General features: G+C 47.2%; 18 protein-coding genes. 12 read left to right on the top strand and 6 right to left on the bottom strand.

The annotated features are described in order from the left end of the window. Window positions 1-10 precede the first annotated feature (10 nt). On the top strand, window positions 11-541 hold the full coding sequence (locus tag HMPREF9194_RS02875) for an adenine phosphoribosyltransferase (RefSeq protein ID WP_016524869.1): 531 nt from the start codon (window positions 11-13) through the stop codon (window positions 539-541). A gap of 83 nt (window positions 542-624) precedes the next feature. Beyond that, the gene (locus HMPREF9194_RS02870; protein WP_016524868.1) at window positions 625-1,008 is read left to right on the top strand and encodes a desulfoferrodoxin family protein; all 384 of its coding nucleotides are present in this window, start codon (window positions 625-627) and stop codon (window positions 1,006-1,008) included. A 55-nt stretch (window positions 1,009-1,063) separates the two neighbouring features. Here the strand turns inward: HMPREF9194_RS02870 and HMPREF9194_RS02865 are convergent, their stop codons facing one another. Further along, window positions 1,064-1,750, bottom strand: coding sequence for a DUF2249 domain-containing protein (locus HMPREF9194_RS02865; protein WP_016524867.1), 687 nt, complete (start codon window positions 1,748-1,750; stop codon window positions 1,064-1,066). A gap of 21 nt (window positions 1,751-1,771) precedes the next feature. Then, window positions 1,772-3,631: a hydroxylamine reductase gene (hcp, locus tag HMPREF9194_RS02860; protein WP_016524866.1), complete on the bottom strand. Its 1,860-nt coding sequence runs from the start codon at window positions 3,629-3,631 to the stop codon at window positions 1,772-1,774. Between the two features lie 127 nt (window positions 3,632-3,758). Here hcp and HMPREF9194_RS02855 point away from each other — a divergent pair, with 127 nt between their 5' ends. Further along, the gene (locus HMPREF9194_RS02855) at window positions 3,759-4,439 is read left to right on the top strand and encodes a Crp/Fnr family transcriptional regulator (RefSeq protein WP_040846522.1); all 681 of its coding nucleotides are present in this window, start codon (window positions 3,759-3,761) and stop codon (window positions 4,437-4,439) included. Between the two features lie 5 nt (window positions 4,440-4,444). Here HMPREF9194_RS02855 and HMPREF9194_RS02850 read toward each other — a convergent pair whose 3' ends face one another. From HMPREF9194_RS02850 to HMPREF9194_RS02840, 3 genes are read right to left on the bottom strand one after another with little or no spacing between them, the layout of a single operon-like run. Then, window positions 4,445-5,944: a glycine hydroxymethyltransferase gene (locus HMPREF9194_RS02850; RefSeq protein ID WP_016524864.1), complete on the bottom strand. Its 1,500-nt coding sequence runs from the start codon at window positions 5,942-5,944 to the stop codon at window positions 4,445-4,447. A gap of 49 nt (window positions 5,945-5,993) precedes the next feature. Continuing rightward, on the bottom strand, window positions 5,994-6,254 hold the full coding sequence (locus tag HMPREF9194_RS02845) for a type II toxin-antitoxin system RelE family toxin (RefSeq protein ID WP_016524863.1): 261 nt from the start codon (window positions 6,252-6,254) through the stop codon (window positions 5,994-5,996). Continuing rightward, window positions 6,251-6,520 (bottom strand): DUF6290 family protein, encoded by a 270-nt coding sequence (locus tag HMPREF9194_RS02840; protein WP_016524862.1) that lies wholly within the window; start codon window positions 6,518-6,520, stop codon window positions 6,251-6,253. The genes HMPREF9194_RS02845 and HMPREF9194_RS02840 overlap by 4 nt, the downstream gene beginning before the upstream one ends. 203 nt (window positions 6,521-6,723) lie before the next feature. Between HMPREF9194_RS02840 and HMPREF9194_RS02835 the strand changes: the two genes are divergently transcribed. Next, window positions 6,724-6,954: a DUF2281 domain-containing protein gene (locus tag HMPREF9194_RS02835; RefSeq protein WP_016524861.1), complete on the top strand. Its 231-nt coding sequence runs from the start codon at window positions 6,724-6,726 to the stop codon at window positions 6,952-6,954. Beyond that, window positions 6,954-7,331 (top strand): type II toxin-antitoxin system VapC family toxin, encoded by a 378-nt coding sequence (locus HMPREF9194_RS02830; RefSeq protein ID WP_016524860.1) that lies wholly within the window; start codon window positions 6,954-6,956, stop codon window positions 7,329-7,331. The genes HMPREF9194_RS02835 and HMPREF9194_RS02830 overlap by 1 nt, the downstream gene beginning before the upstream one ends. A gap of 74 nt (window positions 7,332-7,405) precedes the next feature. Here HMPREF9194_RS02830 and HMPREF9194_RS02825 read toward each other — a convergent pair whose 3' ends face one another. Continuing rightward, window positions 7,406-8,659, bottom strand: a complete 1,254-nt coding sequence (locus HMPREF9194_RS02825; RefSeq protein WP_040846149.1) for an immunoglobulin-like domain-containing protein — start codon at window positions 8,657-8,659, stop codon at window positions 7,406-7,408. Window positions 8,660-9,506: 847 nt separating this feature from the next. On the opposite strand from HMPREF9194_RS02825, the gene HMPREF9194_RS12250 reads away from it, so the two are divergent. The 7 genes from HMPREF9194_RS12250 (at window position 9,507) to HMPREF9194_RS02790 (ending at window position 16,494) form a co-directional block, all read left to right on the top strand. Beyond that, window positions 9,507-9,650, top strand: coding sequence for a hypothetical protein (locus HMPREF9194_RS12250; RefSeq protein WP_156827984.1), 144 nt, complete (start codon window positions 9,507-9,509; stop codon window positions 9,648-9,650). Between the two features lie 260 nt (window positions 9,651-9,910). Then, window positions 9,911-11,083, top strand: a complete 1,173-nt coding sequence (locus HMPREF9194_RS02815) for an ABC transporter substrate-binding protein (RefSeq protein ID WP_016524857.1) — start codon at window positions 9,911-9,913, stop codon at window positions 11,081-11,083. A 15-nt stretch (window positions 11,084-11,098) separates the two neighbouring features. Next, window positions 11,099-12,877, top strand: a complete 1,779-nt coding sequence (locus HMPREF9194_RS02810) for an ABC transporter permease (RefSeq protein ID WP_016524856.1) — start codon at window positions 11,099-11,101, stop codon at window positions 12,875-12,877. 11 nt (window positions 12,878-12,888) lie between these two features. Further along, a complete protein-coding gene (locus tag HMPREF9194_RS02805) occupies window positions 12,889-14,004 on the top strand; it encodes an ABC transporter ATP-binding protein (protein WP_016524855.1) in 1,116 nt (371 codons plus the stop codon). Between the two features lie 9 nt (window positions 14,005-14,013). Further along, complete coding sequence (locus HMPREF9194_RS02800; RefSeq protein ID WP_016524854.1) at window positions 14,014-14,886, top strand: MurR/RpiR family transcriptional regulator; 873 nt, start codon at window positions 14,014-14,016, stop codon at window positions 14,884-14,886. Beyond that, window positions 14,876-15,619, top strand: coding sequence for an HAD family hydrolase (locus tag HMPREF9194_RS02795; protein ID WP_016524853.1), 744 nt, complete (start codon window positions 14,876-14,878; stop codon window positions 15,617-15,619). The genes HMPREF9194_RS02800 and HMPREF9194_RS02795 overlap by 11 nt, the downstream gene beginning before the upstream one ends. Next, window positions 15,616-16,494, top strand: a complete 879-nt coding sequence (locus HMPREF9194_RS02790; RefSeq protein WP_016524852.1) for a PfkB family carbohydrate kinase — start codon at window positions 15,616-15,618, stop codon at window positions 16,492-16,494. The genes HMPREF9194_RS02795 and HMPREF9194_RS02790 overlap by 4 nt, the downstream gene beginning before the upstream one ends. The last annotated feature ends 11 nt before the right edge of the window (window positions 16,495-16,505 follow it).

Raw genomic sequence — 16,505 nt, 5'->3', positions numbered from 1 at the left:
TGATATGTGTATGGATGTAACGATTCTCGACCGTGCATTGCGGCGTATACCCGATTTTCCGAAAAAAGGTATACTCTTTTACGATATTACCGGCATTTTGGTAAATCCGCAGGCTTTTCAGTTTTGCATAAACGCCATGACGGACATATACCGCGACAAAAAAATCGACGCCGTCGCAGGTGTGGAATCGCGGGGTTTTATATTCGCCGCCCCCTTTGCCGACCGCATGGGCGTTCCGCTGATTTTAGTCCGCAAAAAAGGCAAGCTGCCCGGCGAAAAATGGTCGTGTGCATATCAACTCGAATACGGAACGGCCGAAATCGAAATTCACAAAAGCGATATAAAGGCGGGACAGAATATTTTGGTTATCGACGATTTAATTGCAACGGGCGGCACTTTAAAAGCGGTAAAAACGATTGTCGAACAGGCCGGCGCTTCGGTGAGCGAATTTTTCGGCATCGTCGGCTTGCCCTTTTTAAAACATCGGGAAGTTTTGGCGCCGACGCCCGTACGCACCCTCATCGACTTCGATTCCGAATAGCTTCCGCCGCAACATCCCCACTGTGATATCGTCACTTTTATTTTACCCGCTCCTGTGTTATACTTATAGACGGAGGTTCAAATATGGACGATATACGTTTTTTTATCTGCAAACATTGCGGCAACATTATTACCATGGTGCATAACGCGGGAGTTCCCGTCGTGTGCTGCGGCGAAAAGATGAGTGAACTTGTTCCCGGCAGTACGGATGCGGCTACCGAAAAGCACGTTCCGGTTGTTGAAGTAAACGGAAACGAAGTGAAGGTAAAAGTAGGTTCGGTTGCGCACCCGATGGAAGAAAAGCATTTTATTCAATGGGTCTATTTGCAAACCAAAGAGGGCGTTCAAAGCAAGCACTTAAAACCGCACGAAAACCCCGAAGCCGTTTTTGCGCTTACAGCCGGCGACAAAGCGGTTGCCGCATACGAATACTGCAATCTTCACGGTTTGTGGAAAAAAGAACTGTAATAAAATAAAAAAGGCTGCCGAAAACATCCGGCAGCCCGGTTCCTTTTTGCGGCTTTTATTGCACGCAAACTTCGGGATTTTGTTCTCCGAATTTTTTTACCAATTCGTCAACGATTTCCTTACGGTTTGTGCCGCGCTTTTCCGCCGACTTTATAAACTTATACGCTTGGAACAGCGGCGACGGTCCTATTTCCGAACTGAAAAAGCCGATTCCCTGATTCCATGCCAAAAGCTCGAACACATCGTCGAGCGCCGCCGTTTCCACCCCGTGCGAATAGGCTTTAACCAATTCCCGCGCGGCTTGACGCATTCTTCCCGCACCGACCGCATTTGCAAGCGACAGCAAAAGCCGCGTATCGTACGGCAACGTCCGTTTGTTGCCGCTCCACGTTAAGTTCCAAAAATCGAGGGCGATTTTTCCCAGATCTTCATCGATGAGCGGATAATTCAGCAACGCGACGGGTTTAAGAGGGGCGGAACCTTCGTCTTCGATTACTTCGCTGCGGTAAAAAAACACGTGAAATTCGTGTTCGCCCGCTTGCTCGGTATGATGTTCAAAACCGAGTTCGGCAAGTGCCTCATACAGCGGAAAGGGTTCAAAACTTTGAACGATTTCCAAACCTTCGCCCGCTTTGAGCGAGGCGGCCTTTTTTCTGAGACCGGGGAAAAAATTCCCCTGCAGTTGCCGCACATCGATTTTTTCGAACTGTGCGGTTTTATTTTTCCAATTTTCATAACTCATAAAAACCTCCTGTAATTTTTATTATCTTACTCGTGCGTTCAGTTCTTCAAGAAGTTCGGCGATATCGAAGCCGTGCACTTCGCTTGCCTGTCCGAGCGTTTCCATTTGCGATGCGGGACAGCCGAAGCAATGCATGCCGTATTCCATGAGCACGCCGGCCGCGTCGGGATGCAGCTGCAAAAGCTCGCCCAGCTGCATATCCGCCGTAATGGCGCCTTCGCCGTCGTTTTGAGATTCTTCGTCTTTGTCGCCGAAGAACAACTTCATGTCCTCTTCCACGGTGCCGATTGTCGCCAAACCGAATTGTTCGACCAAAACCTTCGCCACGTTCGGACTCAAAAAAGCCGGCAGCGTGGGGCCCGCGTGAATGTTTTTTACGCCCAAATACAGCAGCGCCAAAAGAACGATAATCGCTTTTTGTTCGTACCAGGCAATGTTGTACACAATGGGCAAATCGTTAATGCTGTCTACGCCGAAAATATCTTTCAGCTTTAATGCGATAAGCGCAAGCGAATACGAATCGTTGCACTGCCCGGCATCGAGCACGCGCGGAATACCGTTGATGTCGCCCAAATTCAATTTATTGTATTTGAACTTTGCGCAGCCGGACGTTAAGATAACCGCGTCTTTCGGAAGGTTTTGCGCAAATTCGGTATAGTAATTTCTCGATTTTGCCCGTCCGTCGCAGCCGCTCATTACGACGAATTTTTTAATCGCGCCGGACTTTACCGCGTCGACTATTTTGTCGGCCAAAGCGAACACTTGGTTGTGCGCAAAGCCGCCGATAATTTCGCCCGTTTCTATTTCCCGAGGCGGGGCGCAGCGCTTCGCGTGTTCGATAATGCGCGAAAAATCCTTTTCTTCGCCGATATCGCCTTCAATATGAACACAGCCCGGAAAGCCCGTCATACCCGTCGTATACAGGCGGTCCTTATAACTTTCTTTGGGCGGAACGATACAGTTTGTGGTCATCAAAATCGGACCGTTAAAACTTTCAAATTCTTCTTTTTGCTTCCACCACGCGTTGCCGTAGTTTCCGACAAAGTGCTTGTATTTTTTAAAAGCCGGATAATAGTGCGCCGGAAGCATTTCGGAATGAGTGTAAACGTCGACGCCCGTTCCTTCCGTTTGCTTTAAAAGCATTTCCATATCGCGCAAATCGTGCCCCGAAATAAGGATTCCCGGATTTTTACCGACGCCGATATTAACCTTGGTTATCTCCGGATTGCCGTACGCACCCGTATTCGCCCTGTCCAAAAGCGCCATGCCGGCAACTCCGGCTTTACCGGTTTCCAGCGTTAAAGCGACCAAATCGTTTACAGTTAAACTTTCGTCCGATAATTTTGTAAGCGTACTTTGAATGAATGCGTCGGTTTCTTCGTCGTCCTGCAGTAAAGCGTTCGCGTGTTTCGAATACGCCGCCAATCCTTTTAAGCCGTAGGTAATCAGTTCGCGCAAACTGCGGATGTCTTCGTCGCGGGTTGCGAGCACGCCGACTTCGGGCGCTTTGGCGTCGAACTGCGCCTCATCTCCGTTCCACAACGCCGCTTCGGGCAAGTCCTCCGTTCGGCTCACTTGCGAAAGCAAACGCTGCTTGGCTTCAAGCGTCATCGACACGCGCTTTGCAATATCGTCCCTGTCAAAGTTTGCGTTCGTAATCGTCGTAAAAAGATTTTGCGTAACCAAATGGTTGATTTCCTTATTCACCGGTTTTCCTTCGGCACGCAGCCTCGTCGCTACGGCAGAAATTCCCTTGGTTGCGTAAATAAGCAAATCCTGAATTCCGGCGGTTTTCGGATCTTTTCCGCACACGCCCGATTGCGTGCAGCCTTTATTGCCTGCCGTTTCCTGACACTGCCAGCAAAACATTTTATTTTCCATAATTCGTCCTCCGTACTATAATCGAGTTTTTATGCTTGATGTTTCGTCCGTAATGTACTATGATTTATGCATCCGAGTATGTTGTTGCGACAACACAAAGCGAAATAAATCGAAAAAAGGAAAAACCGTGAATTTTTTGCTGCTTTCAAAAACAATGCTGTTCCGCGGCATAAAAGCCGAAGAAATCCCGGCCGTACTCGATTCTCTGGGTTTTGAACAAAAAAAGTTTGCAAGGGGCGAAATTATTTTCCGCGCGGGCGACATTCCCGCATCGTTCGGCATCGTATTGTCCGGAAGCGTCATAATCGAAAACACCGACTTTTGGGGGAACACGAGCGTTTTGGACAAAATCAAAGCGGGACAAACCTTCGGCGCAACCTATGCCTTTGCCGAAGGAGAAGCGCTCATGGTGAACGTCGTTGCAACCGAAGAAGCCGAAGTGCTTTTTTTGCACGTTAAACGCCTCCTCGGCGCTCAGGTGCAGCCGTGCCTGCATTACAGTACGCTTATGAAAAACCTGCTGTCGGTTTTCGCGCAAAAAAATCTGCATCTTTCGCGCAGAATTTTCCACACTTCGTCAAAGTCGATTCGCGGTCGGCTGATGTCGTATCTGTCGCACCAAGCCGCTTCCTGCGGAAACTGGAGTTTTTCGATTCCCTTCGACCGCCAGCAGCTCGCCGATTACCTCAGCGTCGATCGCAGTTCCCTGTCGCACGAACTCGGCAAGATGCAAAAAGAAGGCTTGCTTAAAACCGAAAAGAATCATTTTGAGCTGAACGCGAAAAAATCCGCCGCTTTTTTGGAATAGCATTTTTATGCAAAGTGTTTTTTCAAAAAAGGCAAATCCAATTCGGGATACAGCGTAAAGCGTTCGAGCAGTTTTGCAACATGCTTTTGTACCTCGCGCTTTTTTTCGCCGTCGACTTCAACCTTGCCCTTGGAAACTTTTCCGTCCTTCGTCAGAGCCGGCTTTGCGGCCTTCAGCGCCGTATCGAGTATATCGGCGATTTCGTCCATTTCGGCTTTTCCCATGCCCAGCGTCGTTACGGCAGGCGTTCCCGCGCGGATACCGCTCGTCCACCACGGTCCTTGGGGATCGAAGGGCAGCGTATTTCTGTTAAGCGTAATGCCGCATTCAAACAGCGCGTTTTCCGCCTGCCTTCCGGTAAGGCCGTACGGCGTCACGTCTATGAGCATAAGGTGATTATCCGTGCCGCCGGTTTGCAGCTTCATGCCGCGATCGATACAGGCCTTTGCAAGAAACCGCGCGTTGTCGCGTACATTGCGCGCATATGTTTTAAAGTCTTCGCTTGCGGCTTCTTTTAAAGCGATCGCTTTCGCCGCCATAATGTGCGGAAGCGGCCCGCCGAGCACAAGCGGGCAGCCCTTATTTACCGCATCGGCAAATTCGGCTTTGCATAAAATCAGCGCGCCGCGCGGACCGCGCAGGGTTTTGTGGGTTGTCGTCGTTACGATATCCGCCCACGCGACCGGATTTTCATCGCCGGTAAAAACCTTTCCGGCAACGAGGCCCGCAAAATGCGCCATGTCGACCATAAGCACGGCGCCGCATTTATCGGCAATTTCTCTAAAGCGGCGGAAGTTTATCGAACGCGGATAGGCCGAATAACCGGCAAGCAAAATAAGCGGCTTTATTTTCATCGCCTGTTTTTCGATTTCGTCGTAATCCAAAAGGCCGCTTTCTTTATGTACCGTATACGAAAAACTTTCAAACATGCGCGCCGAAATATTTTGCCGGTAGCCGTGGGTCAAGTGCCCGCCCGAATAGTAGTCGAGCCCTAAAAGCCGCTGATTGCCGAGCTTTTTGCGCAAGGCAGCCCACTGTTCATCGTTCAAATGCGCAAGATTCGTTTCGCCCAAGGCGGCAAGTTCGGGCATTTCTATTTTACAATTCAGTATTGCCCAATACGCAACCAAATTCGCATCGGCGCCCGAATGAGGCTGCACGTAGGCGTAGTCGGCACCGAACAGATTTTCCGCTTCCCGCGCGGCAATGCTTTCCACCGCATCCACATTATCGCAGCCGCCGTAATAGCGGTGTTCCGGATAACCTTCGGCATATTTATCGGTAAGCAAATTTCCCATTGCCGCCTGCGTATTCAGCGAGCAGTAGTTTTCGCTTGCAATAAGTTTTAAATGCGAACGCTGAGCTTCCAGCTCTTTAACCGTCGCGGCGGCTACCGCCGGATTCACCGCGGCAACAAGCTGCAACTGCGCGACATAGGCAGTCATAGCCGCATTTTGCTTTTCGCGGGGTACGGTTGTAAGATATGATTGTAAAGGGTCTTGCATACTTTATACTAGCCCATTCGGCCGATAAGTTCAAGCGCGAAAAAATATATTATGCGTTATAAACAGCGCTTCTGTGTCCCAATTTGATTACTGTTATTACAAGAGCCTTGTCGTTTATCCTGCACAGAATTCTGTAATCGCCTACACGATACCGCCAAAAACCGTGCAATTTCCCGACAAGCATCTTGCCTCTGCTTTCAGGATTCTTAAGTTGCGCAACTTCGTCCATATAATCAAGAATACGGCGGCGAATTGAATTATCCAATCTTTTGAGTTGCTTTCTCGCAGATTCCAGATAGACGACGGTCACAACCCGAATTCCTTACGGAGATCGTCGCTCGTGTATGTTTTTCCGCCTTTTTTTTCAAATTCCTTCCATGCTTCGGCAGCGGTTTCATAATCCGCCTTATCTTCCAAACATTCGGCCAAATAAGCTTCCAAGGCTTTAGATATAAGCCAACTGCGCGAACAGCCTCGTTCGGAACAATACGCAGTCAATTTATCCAACATATCACAATTGATACTGAAACTCATACTTTGCACAGTCCTTCCGGATTTTACACCGGTAATTGCCATAGCGCCCCCTTTTTTTAACAACTTTAATATGTTTAATAAACAATGTCAAGATTATAACAAAACGGCAGAACACCGGAAAATATAAGGTGTAAAAATATGTAACAGTATAAAAAGCCGAAACGCCTTTCAATTCAGTTAAAACATAGTGAATTTCGGTACAAAAAATCGAATTTGTGCTATACTGAACATAGCGGAGGCTGCCTATGTCTTATGAACAGTATGCTCAAGTAGAAGCACTGGTTTTGGAAATGCCCTATGAACAAAAAATTCAACTCCTCTATATAATTGCGGATAATTTAAAAAATATAAAAATAACCGAGACTGTCGGTTCGCAGGTTAAAAAGTCGAAACGCAGATTCGGGATTTTAAAGGGTAAAATACAGATGGCACCCGATTTTGACGAAACCCCGCCCGGTTTTGAGGAGTATATGTAATGTATATCTTGGATACGCATACTCTTTTATGGTTTTTTGACGGGGATGAAAGACTTTCTTCCCAGGCTAAAGATATTATTCAAACGGAAGATAATGTGTATGTAAGTATTGTAAGCTTTTGGGAAATTGCCATAAAGCAAAGCATAAAAAAGTTAGAATTGGAAAATAGTCCATCCGAATTGATAACATTAGCTGAACAACAGGCTATAAATATTTTGCAAATTTCTCCTAAACATCTTGATATGATTAAAACATTGAAAAAAATACACAACGACCCGTTTGACCGTCTTATTGTTGCACAGGCTCAATGTGAAGATATGACTATTATTACAAAGGATCTAACTATTCCGAAATACAAAGTAAAAATCTTATGGTAAGCAAACCAAAGAGGCTGTCCGAAAACCGAAATTTTGGACAGCCCCCGCTTTTTGTCAGCCGTTTTAACTATGGATTAATACAACGGCAAAGAATCCCCGCGGAATTTTAATTCATAAGACTCAAATGTTCCGCTGTCTATTTTTATGTCCGCATTCATAGTAAGACCGTCGGAAGAAACGCTTATGTTCTTTATTTCAATATTGAGTTGATTGGACGGATTACCGTCCTCCACCAGCGTTGCCGTTATCGGTGAGTTCGGAGGAGTAAAGGGGACGTCATTGTTTCTGTTGTCGCATTGCGGTGCCTTACCGCTTCCGTCCGCTTTATGAACAGCTATATATGCGGAATATGTATTCGCGCCGCTTTTATTAACCCTGAAATAAATAAACATAATTGTACCGGCAGGAGCAGGATGCGATGCGTTGTTTTGTACGCTGCTTTGAAAATCATAGCCGCCCTCTTGTTCATACCAGGGTTTGCCGCTGTCGTAAGGAAGGCTTGTATTAAAGCGAAGATTCCTGCCGGATCCGTTAAAACTGTATATATAACGGCGGGAAGGGAACCGGCCGTTTACTATCGCAGTTAGACTTTCATTAAAAATTGTTTCCGCATACGGAATACCGTTTTTAAGTATTGTGCTTTTCGTCCCATCCGGTAAAGGAGCAAATTGTTCATAAGTTTCGGAAATATTGAGAAGATATTGAACAAAGCCGAAAAGCTGCTCTTCCGTAGCGGCTTGCGGATCCGCAGTAATAATTGAATACAATGTTTCAAAATCTCTAAGCTTAAGGGTGTTCAGACCTTTAAGCCTGTTCAGTTCGGCTAATCCTTGCATTACGAGAGCTTTTTGTTCTTGCAAATATTCCTGTCTTGTTACCCATTTTTCTTCATTTTTATCATAGTCTGCCGTTTTAGAAAACACGGCGGTTTTTGTACCATTGGAAGCGGTTTGTACATCGGTATATATATATTTTGCCCCACGCTGCAGTACATTATCATCTTTTTTTGTTTCGGTAATCACAAGTTCCGTACCCGTAAACTCATATTCTCTAACGTACTTAGAGTTTTCCCGTTTTATTTTATTTGCAAAATGTTCTACGGTCACATTAAACTCTTTTATTCCGGTTCCGCTATTGTAGTGTACCGTTGCCGTAAGCTTAACCGTGCGGTCGATAAGGTCGTAGCCGACAATGCCTTTTACATCGCTTCCGCTTTCAATTTTAATGATTTTATCATCGGCGCTTTCCCATGCTATGGTGGCGGTAGGATAACCATCTACGTTCTTTTGCAAAATAAAATCCTGCGAAACCGAAGACGGGCACGCCAATGAAGAAGCAAGCGCTTGAGCATCGGGATCGACTGTTGCAGGGTGAACAGTGATTGTAAAGTCTTTTGTTTTTGTTTCGCCGTCCTTTGTTGCCGTTACGGTTAAGGTAACATCGGCCGGAGATTCGGACCCGACAGGCCGTTTTTTTTATCTTGCCCCATTCAGTACCCGATTCAAGATTAATGTAACCTTCGGGAGACGCCGTCCATGTAATCGTTACCCCCGCAATGCTTGTCGTTATCGGAAGGTCAACTTTGTCCGTTCCGTTATAAACCTGTACCGGACTGACCGTCAATTCGCCAAGGGCTTTTTCAACCGGAGTTTTGGGCACAGGCGTTACGGTACCGTTATTGCCGCCGCCCGGTCCCGCAGGCTGCGGGCATGAAATAAACACAGTCAACAATGCGGCTATGCTTAAACCGAAAACCGTTTTGATAAGATATTTCATCTTACGCTCCTTTTGGGGCTCCGAAAAAACATCCATTTTTTTCGGAGTGTCCGATTTTTTGAGTTTAAAAATAAAAAAGCCGCAATGCACGATTCCAAAACCATGCAAAGCGGCTTTAAAAAACAGATGAGAAAAATATGTATGCGTTTAAAAATCAGGTATTGGGGGGGGTATAATAACGGTGCACACCGGTTTTGTCAAGCGACATTTTTCGCCGAGTCTGCCATGCGCATAAAATTCACTGTTTAGAGATTTCAGCAACATAGACTAATTGTACACCGAGAACGATTTTTGTCAAGACTCGCCCCGTACAGACACGCAGGGCTTCAGCATGAAAAGATTGGCATAGCGTAAGACAAAAAGATGAAACATCTTGAGTCTAAACCGTGCGGATTTTGAATGATTCAAGAAGAGCACAGCTCAGGAATTCTTCCTTCGTTATTTAAGCGGGCAGAGCTTTGGCGGACTAAAGAGCCTAAAAGAAAACACGCTTATGAGAAATACGTGAAAAAACGGAATGATAAAAAGCAGCTTCCAAAATAATGCCTGTGCTTTTTATCCCGAGTTTGCACCGCAAACTCGCTAGCGAGGCGAAGCTGAGCGACATGAGCGAAGCGAATTGCCTGAGCGCCCTCTTTTTTCATGCATCTTTTCGGGAGTAGGTAGTTTCTTTTATTGATTTTAGTTCATGCTGAAGCCCTGTACAGCCAAAAATGAAACAAATATTCAATTTTTGATGCAAAATGAAATAAAATTTGACAAATCAAAAAACTGCAAGTAAGATATTTTACAGGAGGATGGTTATGCTTAAAAAATTATTTTGTGTACTGGCAATGTGCCTGTTGTCTTTTTCGCTTTTTTCGAAAGGATCAAATGAAAGTGCTGCTGCGGAACGGCAAAAAGCCGTAACCGTTATTCCTTCCGAAGAAAATTGGGACGCCGTATATGAAGCGGCTAAAAAAGAAGGAAAGGTTGTTATCTATTCTCTTTCCTCGCGCATATTCGACGCCGTAAAAGAGTTCGCCTCGCTGTACCCGGAAGTTACCGTCGAAGCGATCGACATTCCCACCAATCAGCAAATCGAAAAACTGACTAAAGAGCAGGGTGCCGGATTGTACAATGCGGACGTTTTGCTGCTTGCCGACGAAACGACCATATTATACGAGTTGGTTCACAAGGGACTTGCAAACACTTACGTGCCTTCGGTTTTAATCGACGGCGTAAAAACGGTCGACGTTATTCCGGAACAGTACCGCACGCCGCTTCTTCTCCATTCGATCGAAGCAAAGGTTATTTTTTACAACAGCGACAGCTACAAAAAGGCTCCGATCGACAACCTTTGGGATTTTACGCGCCCGGAATGGAAGGGTAAATTCCAAATGAAGGATCCCATGCAGGCAAACGAAAACATGAATTTTTTGCAAATGGTCGTAAAGAATTCCGATGCGATGGCTGCGGCATACGAAAAAGAATTCGGCAAAAAGCTGACTTTGTCGCGCGGCATTGAAAACGCCGGCTATGAATGGATCGAACAAATTTTGAAAAACAACGTCGTTTTGACGAGTTCCGACGGCAGTGTGTCCGCGGCGGTAGGTGCTGCCGGGCAAACGAACGCTCCGCTCGGTCTTTGCATTGCCTCGTCGAAAATCCGCGACAACAAAAAGGGACAAAAACTTGCAATCGCTTGGGACGTGGAACCCAAATTCGGCGTATACAAGGGCAATTATCTACTGCTCGCAAACAAAGCGCCCCACCCCAATGCGGCAAAACTGCTTATCCGCTATATGCTCGGAGATTCCCGCGGCGGCAAGGGGCTTAAATCTTTTTACGTACCCGGACAGTGGGTTGCCCGCTCGGACGTAAAATCTTTGAGCGACCTTTCGCTTGAAGAAGTTGCAAAGCGCGGCTGGGGATTGGATACCGAATACATTTATTATCAAGGTCTCGAAGTCAGAGATTTTTGGCTCGCACGCTGACAAAGAGAGGTTGTCATGTTCTCAACGCACAGATTACCGCTTTCGATACACGCAAAACCGGAAAAAGTATGGGGATGGATCATTGCCTTTTTGCTGTTTTTTCTCGTTTTCATCCCCGTTCTTTTTATGATCGGCAAATCGTTTACCTACGATGCAAACGCCGCGCGGATGGTAAGGGGCGCTCAGGAAGGTGAGTTCACCGTTTTTAACTGGGCGCGGGTAACTGCGGGAAAATTATCCAAATCGCTTTTGTATAAACCGGCGGTAAACAGTTTGTTCATTGCGCTGGGCATGACGGCGATTGCCCTCTTTGCGGGGAGTTTTTTCGCATGGCTTGTCATCCGCAGCGACATTCCGTGCAAGCGCTTTTTTTCGGCCGTGCTTATCATTCCGTATATCGTTCCCTCGTGGACACTCGCCATGGCTTGGATTACCGTGTTTAAAAGCGAAAAATACGGGGGAACGCCGGGCTTTCTTAACGCGGTGTTCGGAGTGAATCCGCCCGAATGGCTCATTTACGGCTACCTTCCCATCGTCATTTCGCTGGGCGTCCACTACATTCCGTACTTTTTTATCATGATGCGGGGAGCCTTGTCCAATATCGATTCGAGGCTGGAAGAAAGCGCCGAATTGCTTCGGGCATCGAACGGAGAAATTCTTTTAAAGATAACGCTGCCGATGGTACTGCCTGCCATCGGCGCGGGATTTATTTTAACGTTCAGCAAGGGGCTCGGCGAATTCGGCGTGCAGGCTTTTTTGGGATTGCCCATACGCTATTATACGCTTTCGACGCGGATTTATTCGGCGCTCAACAATCAACTGTACGGCGAAGGCTATGTGCTCGCCCTCATTCTTATTATCGCGACAACCTTTGTCGTTATTTTGAACCAAATGGTTATCGGCACGCGCAAACGCTACGTTACAATAAGCGGCAAAGGTTCGGTTAAAAAGCAAATAAAACTGGGCAAATGGCGCATACCCGTAACCGTTTTGCTGTTTGCATTCGTATTTTTGTTTATTTTCGGGCCGCTTTTTCTTTTGGTAACACAAACGTTTATGAAAGAAGAAGGCGTATATTCGCTTTCGAATTTTACGCTGCACTATTGGATCGGCGACGGAGATACCAAGCTTGCAATGGGGCAGCCCGGTATTTTTAAAAACGCGGCCATCCTCAACGCGACGGCCAATTCGTTAAAATTAAGTATTTTAGTCGCAATTGTAAGCGGCATTATAGGCATTTTAATCGGCTACACGGTCGTTAAAGACAAAAAAACGCTTTTGGCAAAAATCATAGAAAACCTTACCTTCGCTCCGTATCTGATTCCCGGCGTTGCCTTCGGCGGCATCTATCTGACTTTGTTTGCAAGCAAAATAGGACCGCTTCCCGGCTTGTACGGAACATTCGCCCTCTTGGTGCTCGTGTGCGCGGTAAAGCACTTGCCCTTTTCGTCGTCGGCGGGAATAACGGCGATGCACCAAATCGATCCTTCGCTCGAAGAAGTCGCCATCGTGCACCGCATAGGCTGGGCAAAACGCTTCGCAAAAATCATTTTCCCGCTCGCAAAAAGCGGCGTCCTTTCGGCGATGCTTTTAAACTTTATTACGACGATGCGTACGCTGGATCTTGTTATTTTGCTTGTTACGCCGAAAACGACTTTGATGACATCCGTCATCTTCAGATACGCCGAACAGGGCTTTGTACAGCATTCCTACGGCCTTATGGTTATTATCATTTTTATCGTAATAACGGGCCACCTTTTGCTGTCAAAAATCGGCGGGAAAATTGAACTATAAAGAGGTTAGCTATGAGTTACATACGGTTTTTACAACTTGAAAAAAAATTCGAAAACGTTCATGCGGTAGCCGGCATAAGCTTTGACATTCAAAAAGGCGATTTCGTTACCTTTTTGGGCCCGTCCGGCTGCGGCAAAACGACGACGCTCAGATGCCTGTCCGGGCTCGAAACTCCCGAAGGAGGCGAAATCCGCATCGGCGAGAAAATCATCTTTTCAAAAGATAAAAAAATAAACGTTCCCGCGGGAGACCGCGGACTCGGCCTTGTGTTCCAAAACTACGCATTGTGGCCGCACATGACGGTTGAACAAAACATCGCGTTCGGCTTGCGCAAGATGAAAATCGATGCCGCTCAAAAAGAAGCGAAAATAAAAAAAGTGCTGGACGCAATGGATATTGAAGAATACCGCAGCCGCTATCCGCACGAACTTTCCGGCGGCCAGCAGCAGCGCGTCGCGGTTGCACGCATGATTGTAAACGAACCGGACATTTTGCTTTTCGATGAACCCTTGTCGAATTTGGACGCAAAGCTGCGCATGAAGCTGCGCTCGGAATTAAAAAAGCTGCACAGCTCTTTGGGTGCGACGAGTATTTACGTTACCCACGACCAAACCGAAGCGCTCGCGCTTTCCGACAAAATCGTCGTTATGAAAAAAGGAACGATCCAGCAAATCGGCACGCCGTCGGAAGTGTACCACAAACCGGCAAATACCTTTGTCGCCGATTTTATGGGAAATCCGGAAACGAATCTTTTGGAAGGAACTTTGGTGCGCAAAGACAAAAAAGTATTGTTTTATCCTTCGGCCACCGAAAAAAGCATTATAGAATTGCCGGCAAATATTCCCGACGTGCAAACCGATAAGGTGCTTTTAAATGCCCGCCCCGAAGACATCAGTATAAAAAGCGATTTTGAAGATGCCGGCGTGTGTTTTGCCGTGTATACAACGCAGCTTATGGGATCCGAAATTTTAATCCATTTGAAGTCGCAAAACAAAAAGCTCGACCTTATCGCAAAGTGTCCCGAAGACGAAGCGGCGCATTTAAAGCCCGAACAGGATGTGGCGCTGCGCGTAAAACGGGGAAACTTTTTCGACGTAGCGACGGGGAATTTGCTGGGCACCTTTTAGAGATACGCAATGGGCAAAGACTGCTTTCAAAGGATTTTAGACATATACGATACGCTGCCCAAACAGCAAAAGAAAATCGCCGATTTTGTGCTGACCGGGTTTTCGGAAGTAATTTACTTTTCCGTCGGACGCATGGCGGAGGCCATAGGCGTAAGCGCGGCTTCGATTGTCCGTTTTGCCCGGACGCTCGGCTTTACCGGCTTTTTGGATTTTCAGGAAGCGTTTTTTGAATATCACAAAAAGATTCATTCGCCGGGCGGACGGGTGCAGCATCTTATGGAAGACCTGCAAGCCGCCGAAATAAACTACCGTACCATTACGGAAAAAGAAATTCGGTACTTGCAGAGCTCCGTAAACCGTATCTCGGACGATACATATCAAAAGGCTGTGGACTTAATCTGCAAAGCGCATACGGTGCATATTTTGGGTGTGGGGCCGAACGAAATGCTCGGCAGCCACCTTGCGTTCAGGCTGCGCCGCTTTTCGGTCAACTGTTTTCACCACACGCACGGCGACTCGCTGTTGGCCGAAGAGCTGCTTTCACTGCAAAGCGGCGATGCGGCGCTCGCCTACGATTTTTCACGCGTGTCAAACGAGCTTAAAATCTTTATCGATATAATGAAAAAAAAGCGTGTGCCGGTCATTTTGATTACGGACATACCGAATCCGGCGATAACAAAGGACTGCGAGCTTGTATTTTGCGCCGAGCGCGGACCGCAAGGTTCCTTTCACTCGCCGCTTGTACCGCTTGCCGTTACGAACGCTTTGCTGGTCGGCGTCGCGTACAAAAAAGACAAAAAAGCGCTGCAAACCCTTGAACTTCTTGAACAATATCGACAACAATATTATTACAATAAAACCGGAGAAAAACATGAAACTTAAAATGATTTTTTTTGATTTCGGCGGAACGCTCGACGTCTATCCGAGCGACAAAGCGCAAAAGGCGCGCGCATCTGCAAAAGTCAAACGCATGCTTGAAGAAGCGGGTGCACATCCTCTGAAAGACGTAAGCGAGAGCGAATTCGAAAAGACGCTTTTTGACGGCTTGAGCGCGTACTATTCGTGGCGCAAAGAGGACTGCATCGAACTTCCGCCGGAAGAAATTTTTGAGCGCTTTATTTTAAACAAATACGGCATCGAAAAACGCATAAGCGACGAATTCGGCGAAAAAGCCGCGTTCATTATCGAAACCGACGGCTATCACCGAAGCGCGCGGCCCGAAGCAAAAGAAGCGATGGAAATGCTGCGCGCCAAAAATATTCCCTTGGGAATTATAAGCAATATCATATCGCGTGGTCAGGTTCCCTACTCGCTTGAAAGTTACGGCTTAACCGAATACTTCAATCCGGTAATACTTTCCGCAACCTACGGCAAACGCAAACCGCACCCGGGAATTTTCCGCCATGCGTGCGAAAAAGCCGGAGTCGACATACGCGATGCAATGTATGTGGGAAACAGTCCGTCAAAAGACATAGACGGAGCAAAAAACGCGGGAATGGGCAAAACCGTTTTAATAGAATATTTCGATAACGACCCGCACGATACGGGTGCACAGGCCGACTTTACGATTAAAGATTTGCGGGAACTTATACCGATAGCGGAGGAATTGCTGTGAAAAAATACGATATTGTTTCGATCGGGCATATAACAAACGATGTGCGCAACATGATGGGCAACAAAACGCCTTTTACCGGCGGAGCCGCTTACTTTTCGCCCTTTGCGGCAAAACGGACGGGCGCATCGGTGCTCGTCATCACCAAAATGGCGGCAAAAGACAAGCCGCTTTTATCCGAATTGACAAAAGAAGGCATCGACGTCCTCTGCCTCGATTCCGCGCACACCACGTCGATAGAAAACGCCTTTTCCGGTCCCGATATGGACAAACGTACGCTCAACCTTATTTCGCTTGCCGATCCGTTCAGCGCTTCCGATATTCCGGCCGACATCGCCGCCGGCGTTTTTCACATTGCGGGTCTTTTTTACGGTGAAGTCGGCGAAGACATGATTCCCTTCCTTGCCGAAAAGGGAAAAACGGCGCTCGATGTGCAAGCCGTGCTGCGGCACATCGATAACGGCACAATCGTTTGTAAAGATTGGGAACAAAAAAAACGGTACATTCCCTATGTGCATTATTTAAAAGCCGACACAGCCGAGGCGCGCGTTATTACGGGCACCGACGATAAAGAAAAAGCGGCCGAAATGCTTTTCGATTGGGGAGCAAAAGAGATTGTCATAACCGAACAAAAAGAAGTGCTCGTCTTCGACGGAAAAACGCACCGACGCGCTCCGTTTAATCCTTCAAATCAGGAGGGAAGAGTCGGCCGCGGCGACACGTGCTTTTTGTCGTACATTGCGCGAAGGCTCACGCACGGAATTGAAGATTCCGCCCGGTACGCCGCCGCGCTCACCAGCATCAAGATGGAAAAGCCGGGGCCCTTTTGCGGAACCGTCGAAGATGTCGTCGAACGCATAAAAACGCAAGCGTACTGATCGGTACGGCC

Source organism: Treponema maltophilum ATCC 51939 (assembly GCF_000413055.1).
In the GTDB taxonomy this organism is placed as follows: domain Bacteria; phylum Spirochaetota; class Spirochaetia; order Treponematales; family Treponemataceae; genus Treponema_C; species Treponema_C maltophilum.
This window is presented reverse-complemented; position numbering and strand designations above follow the sequence as displayed.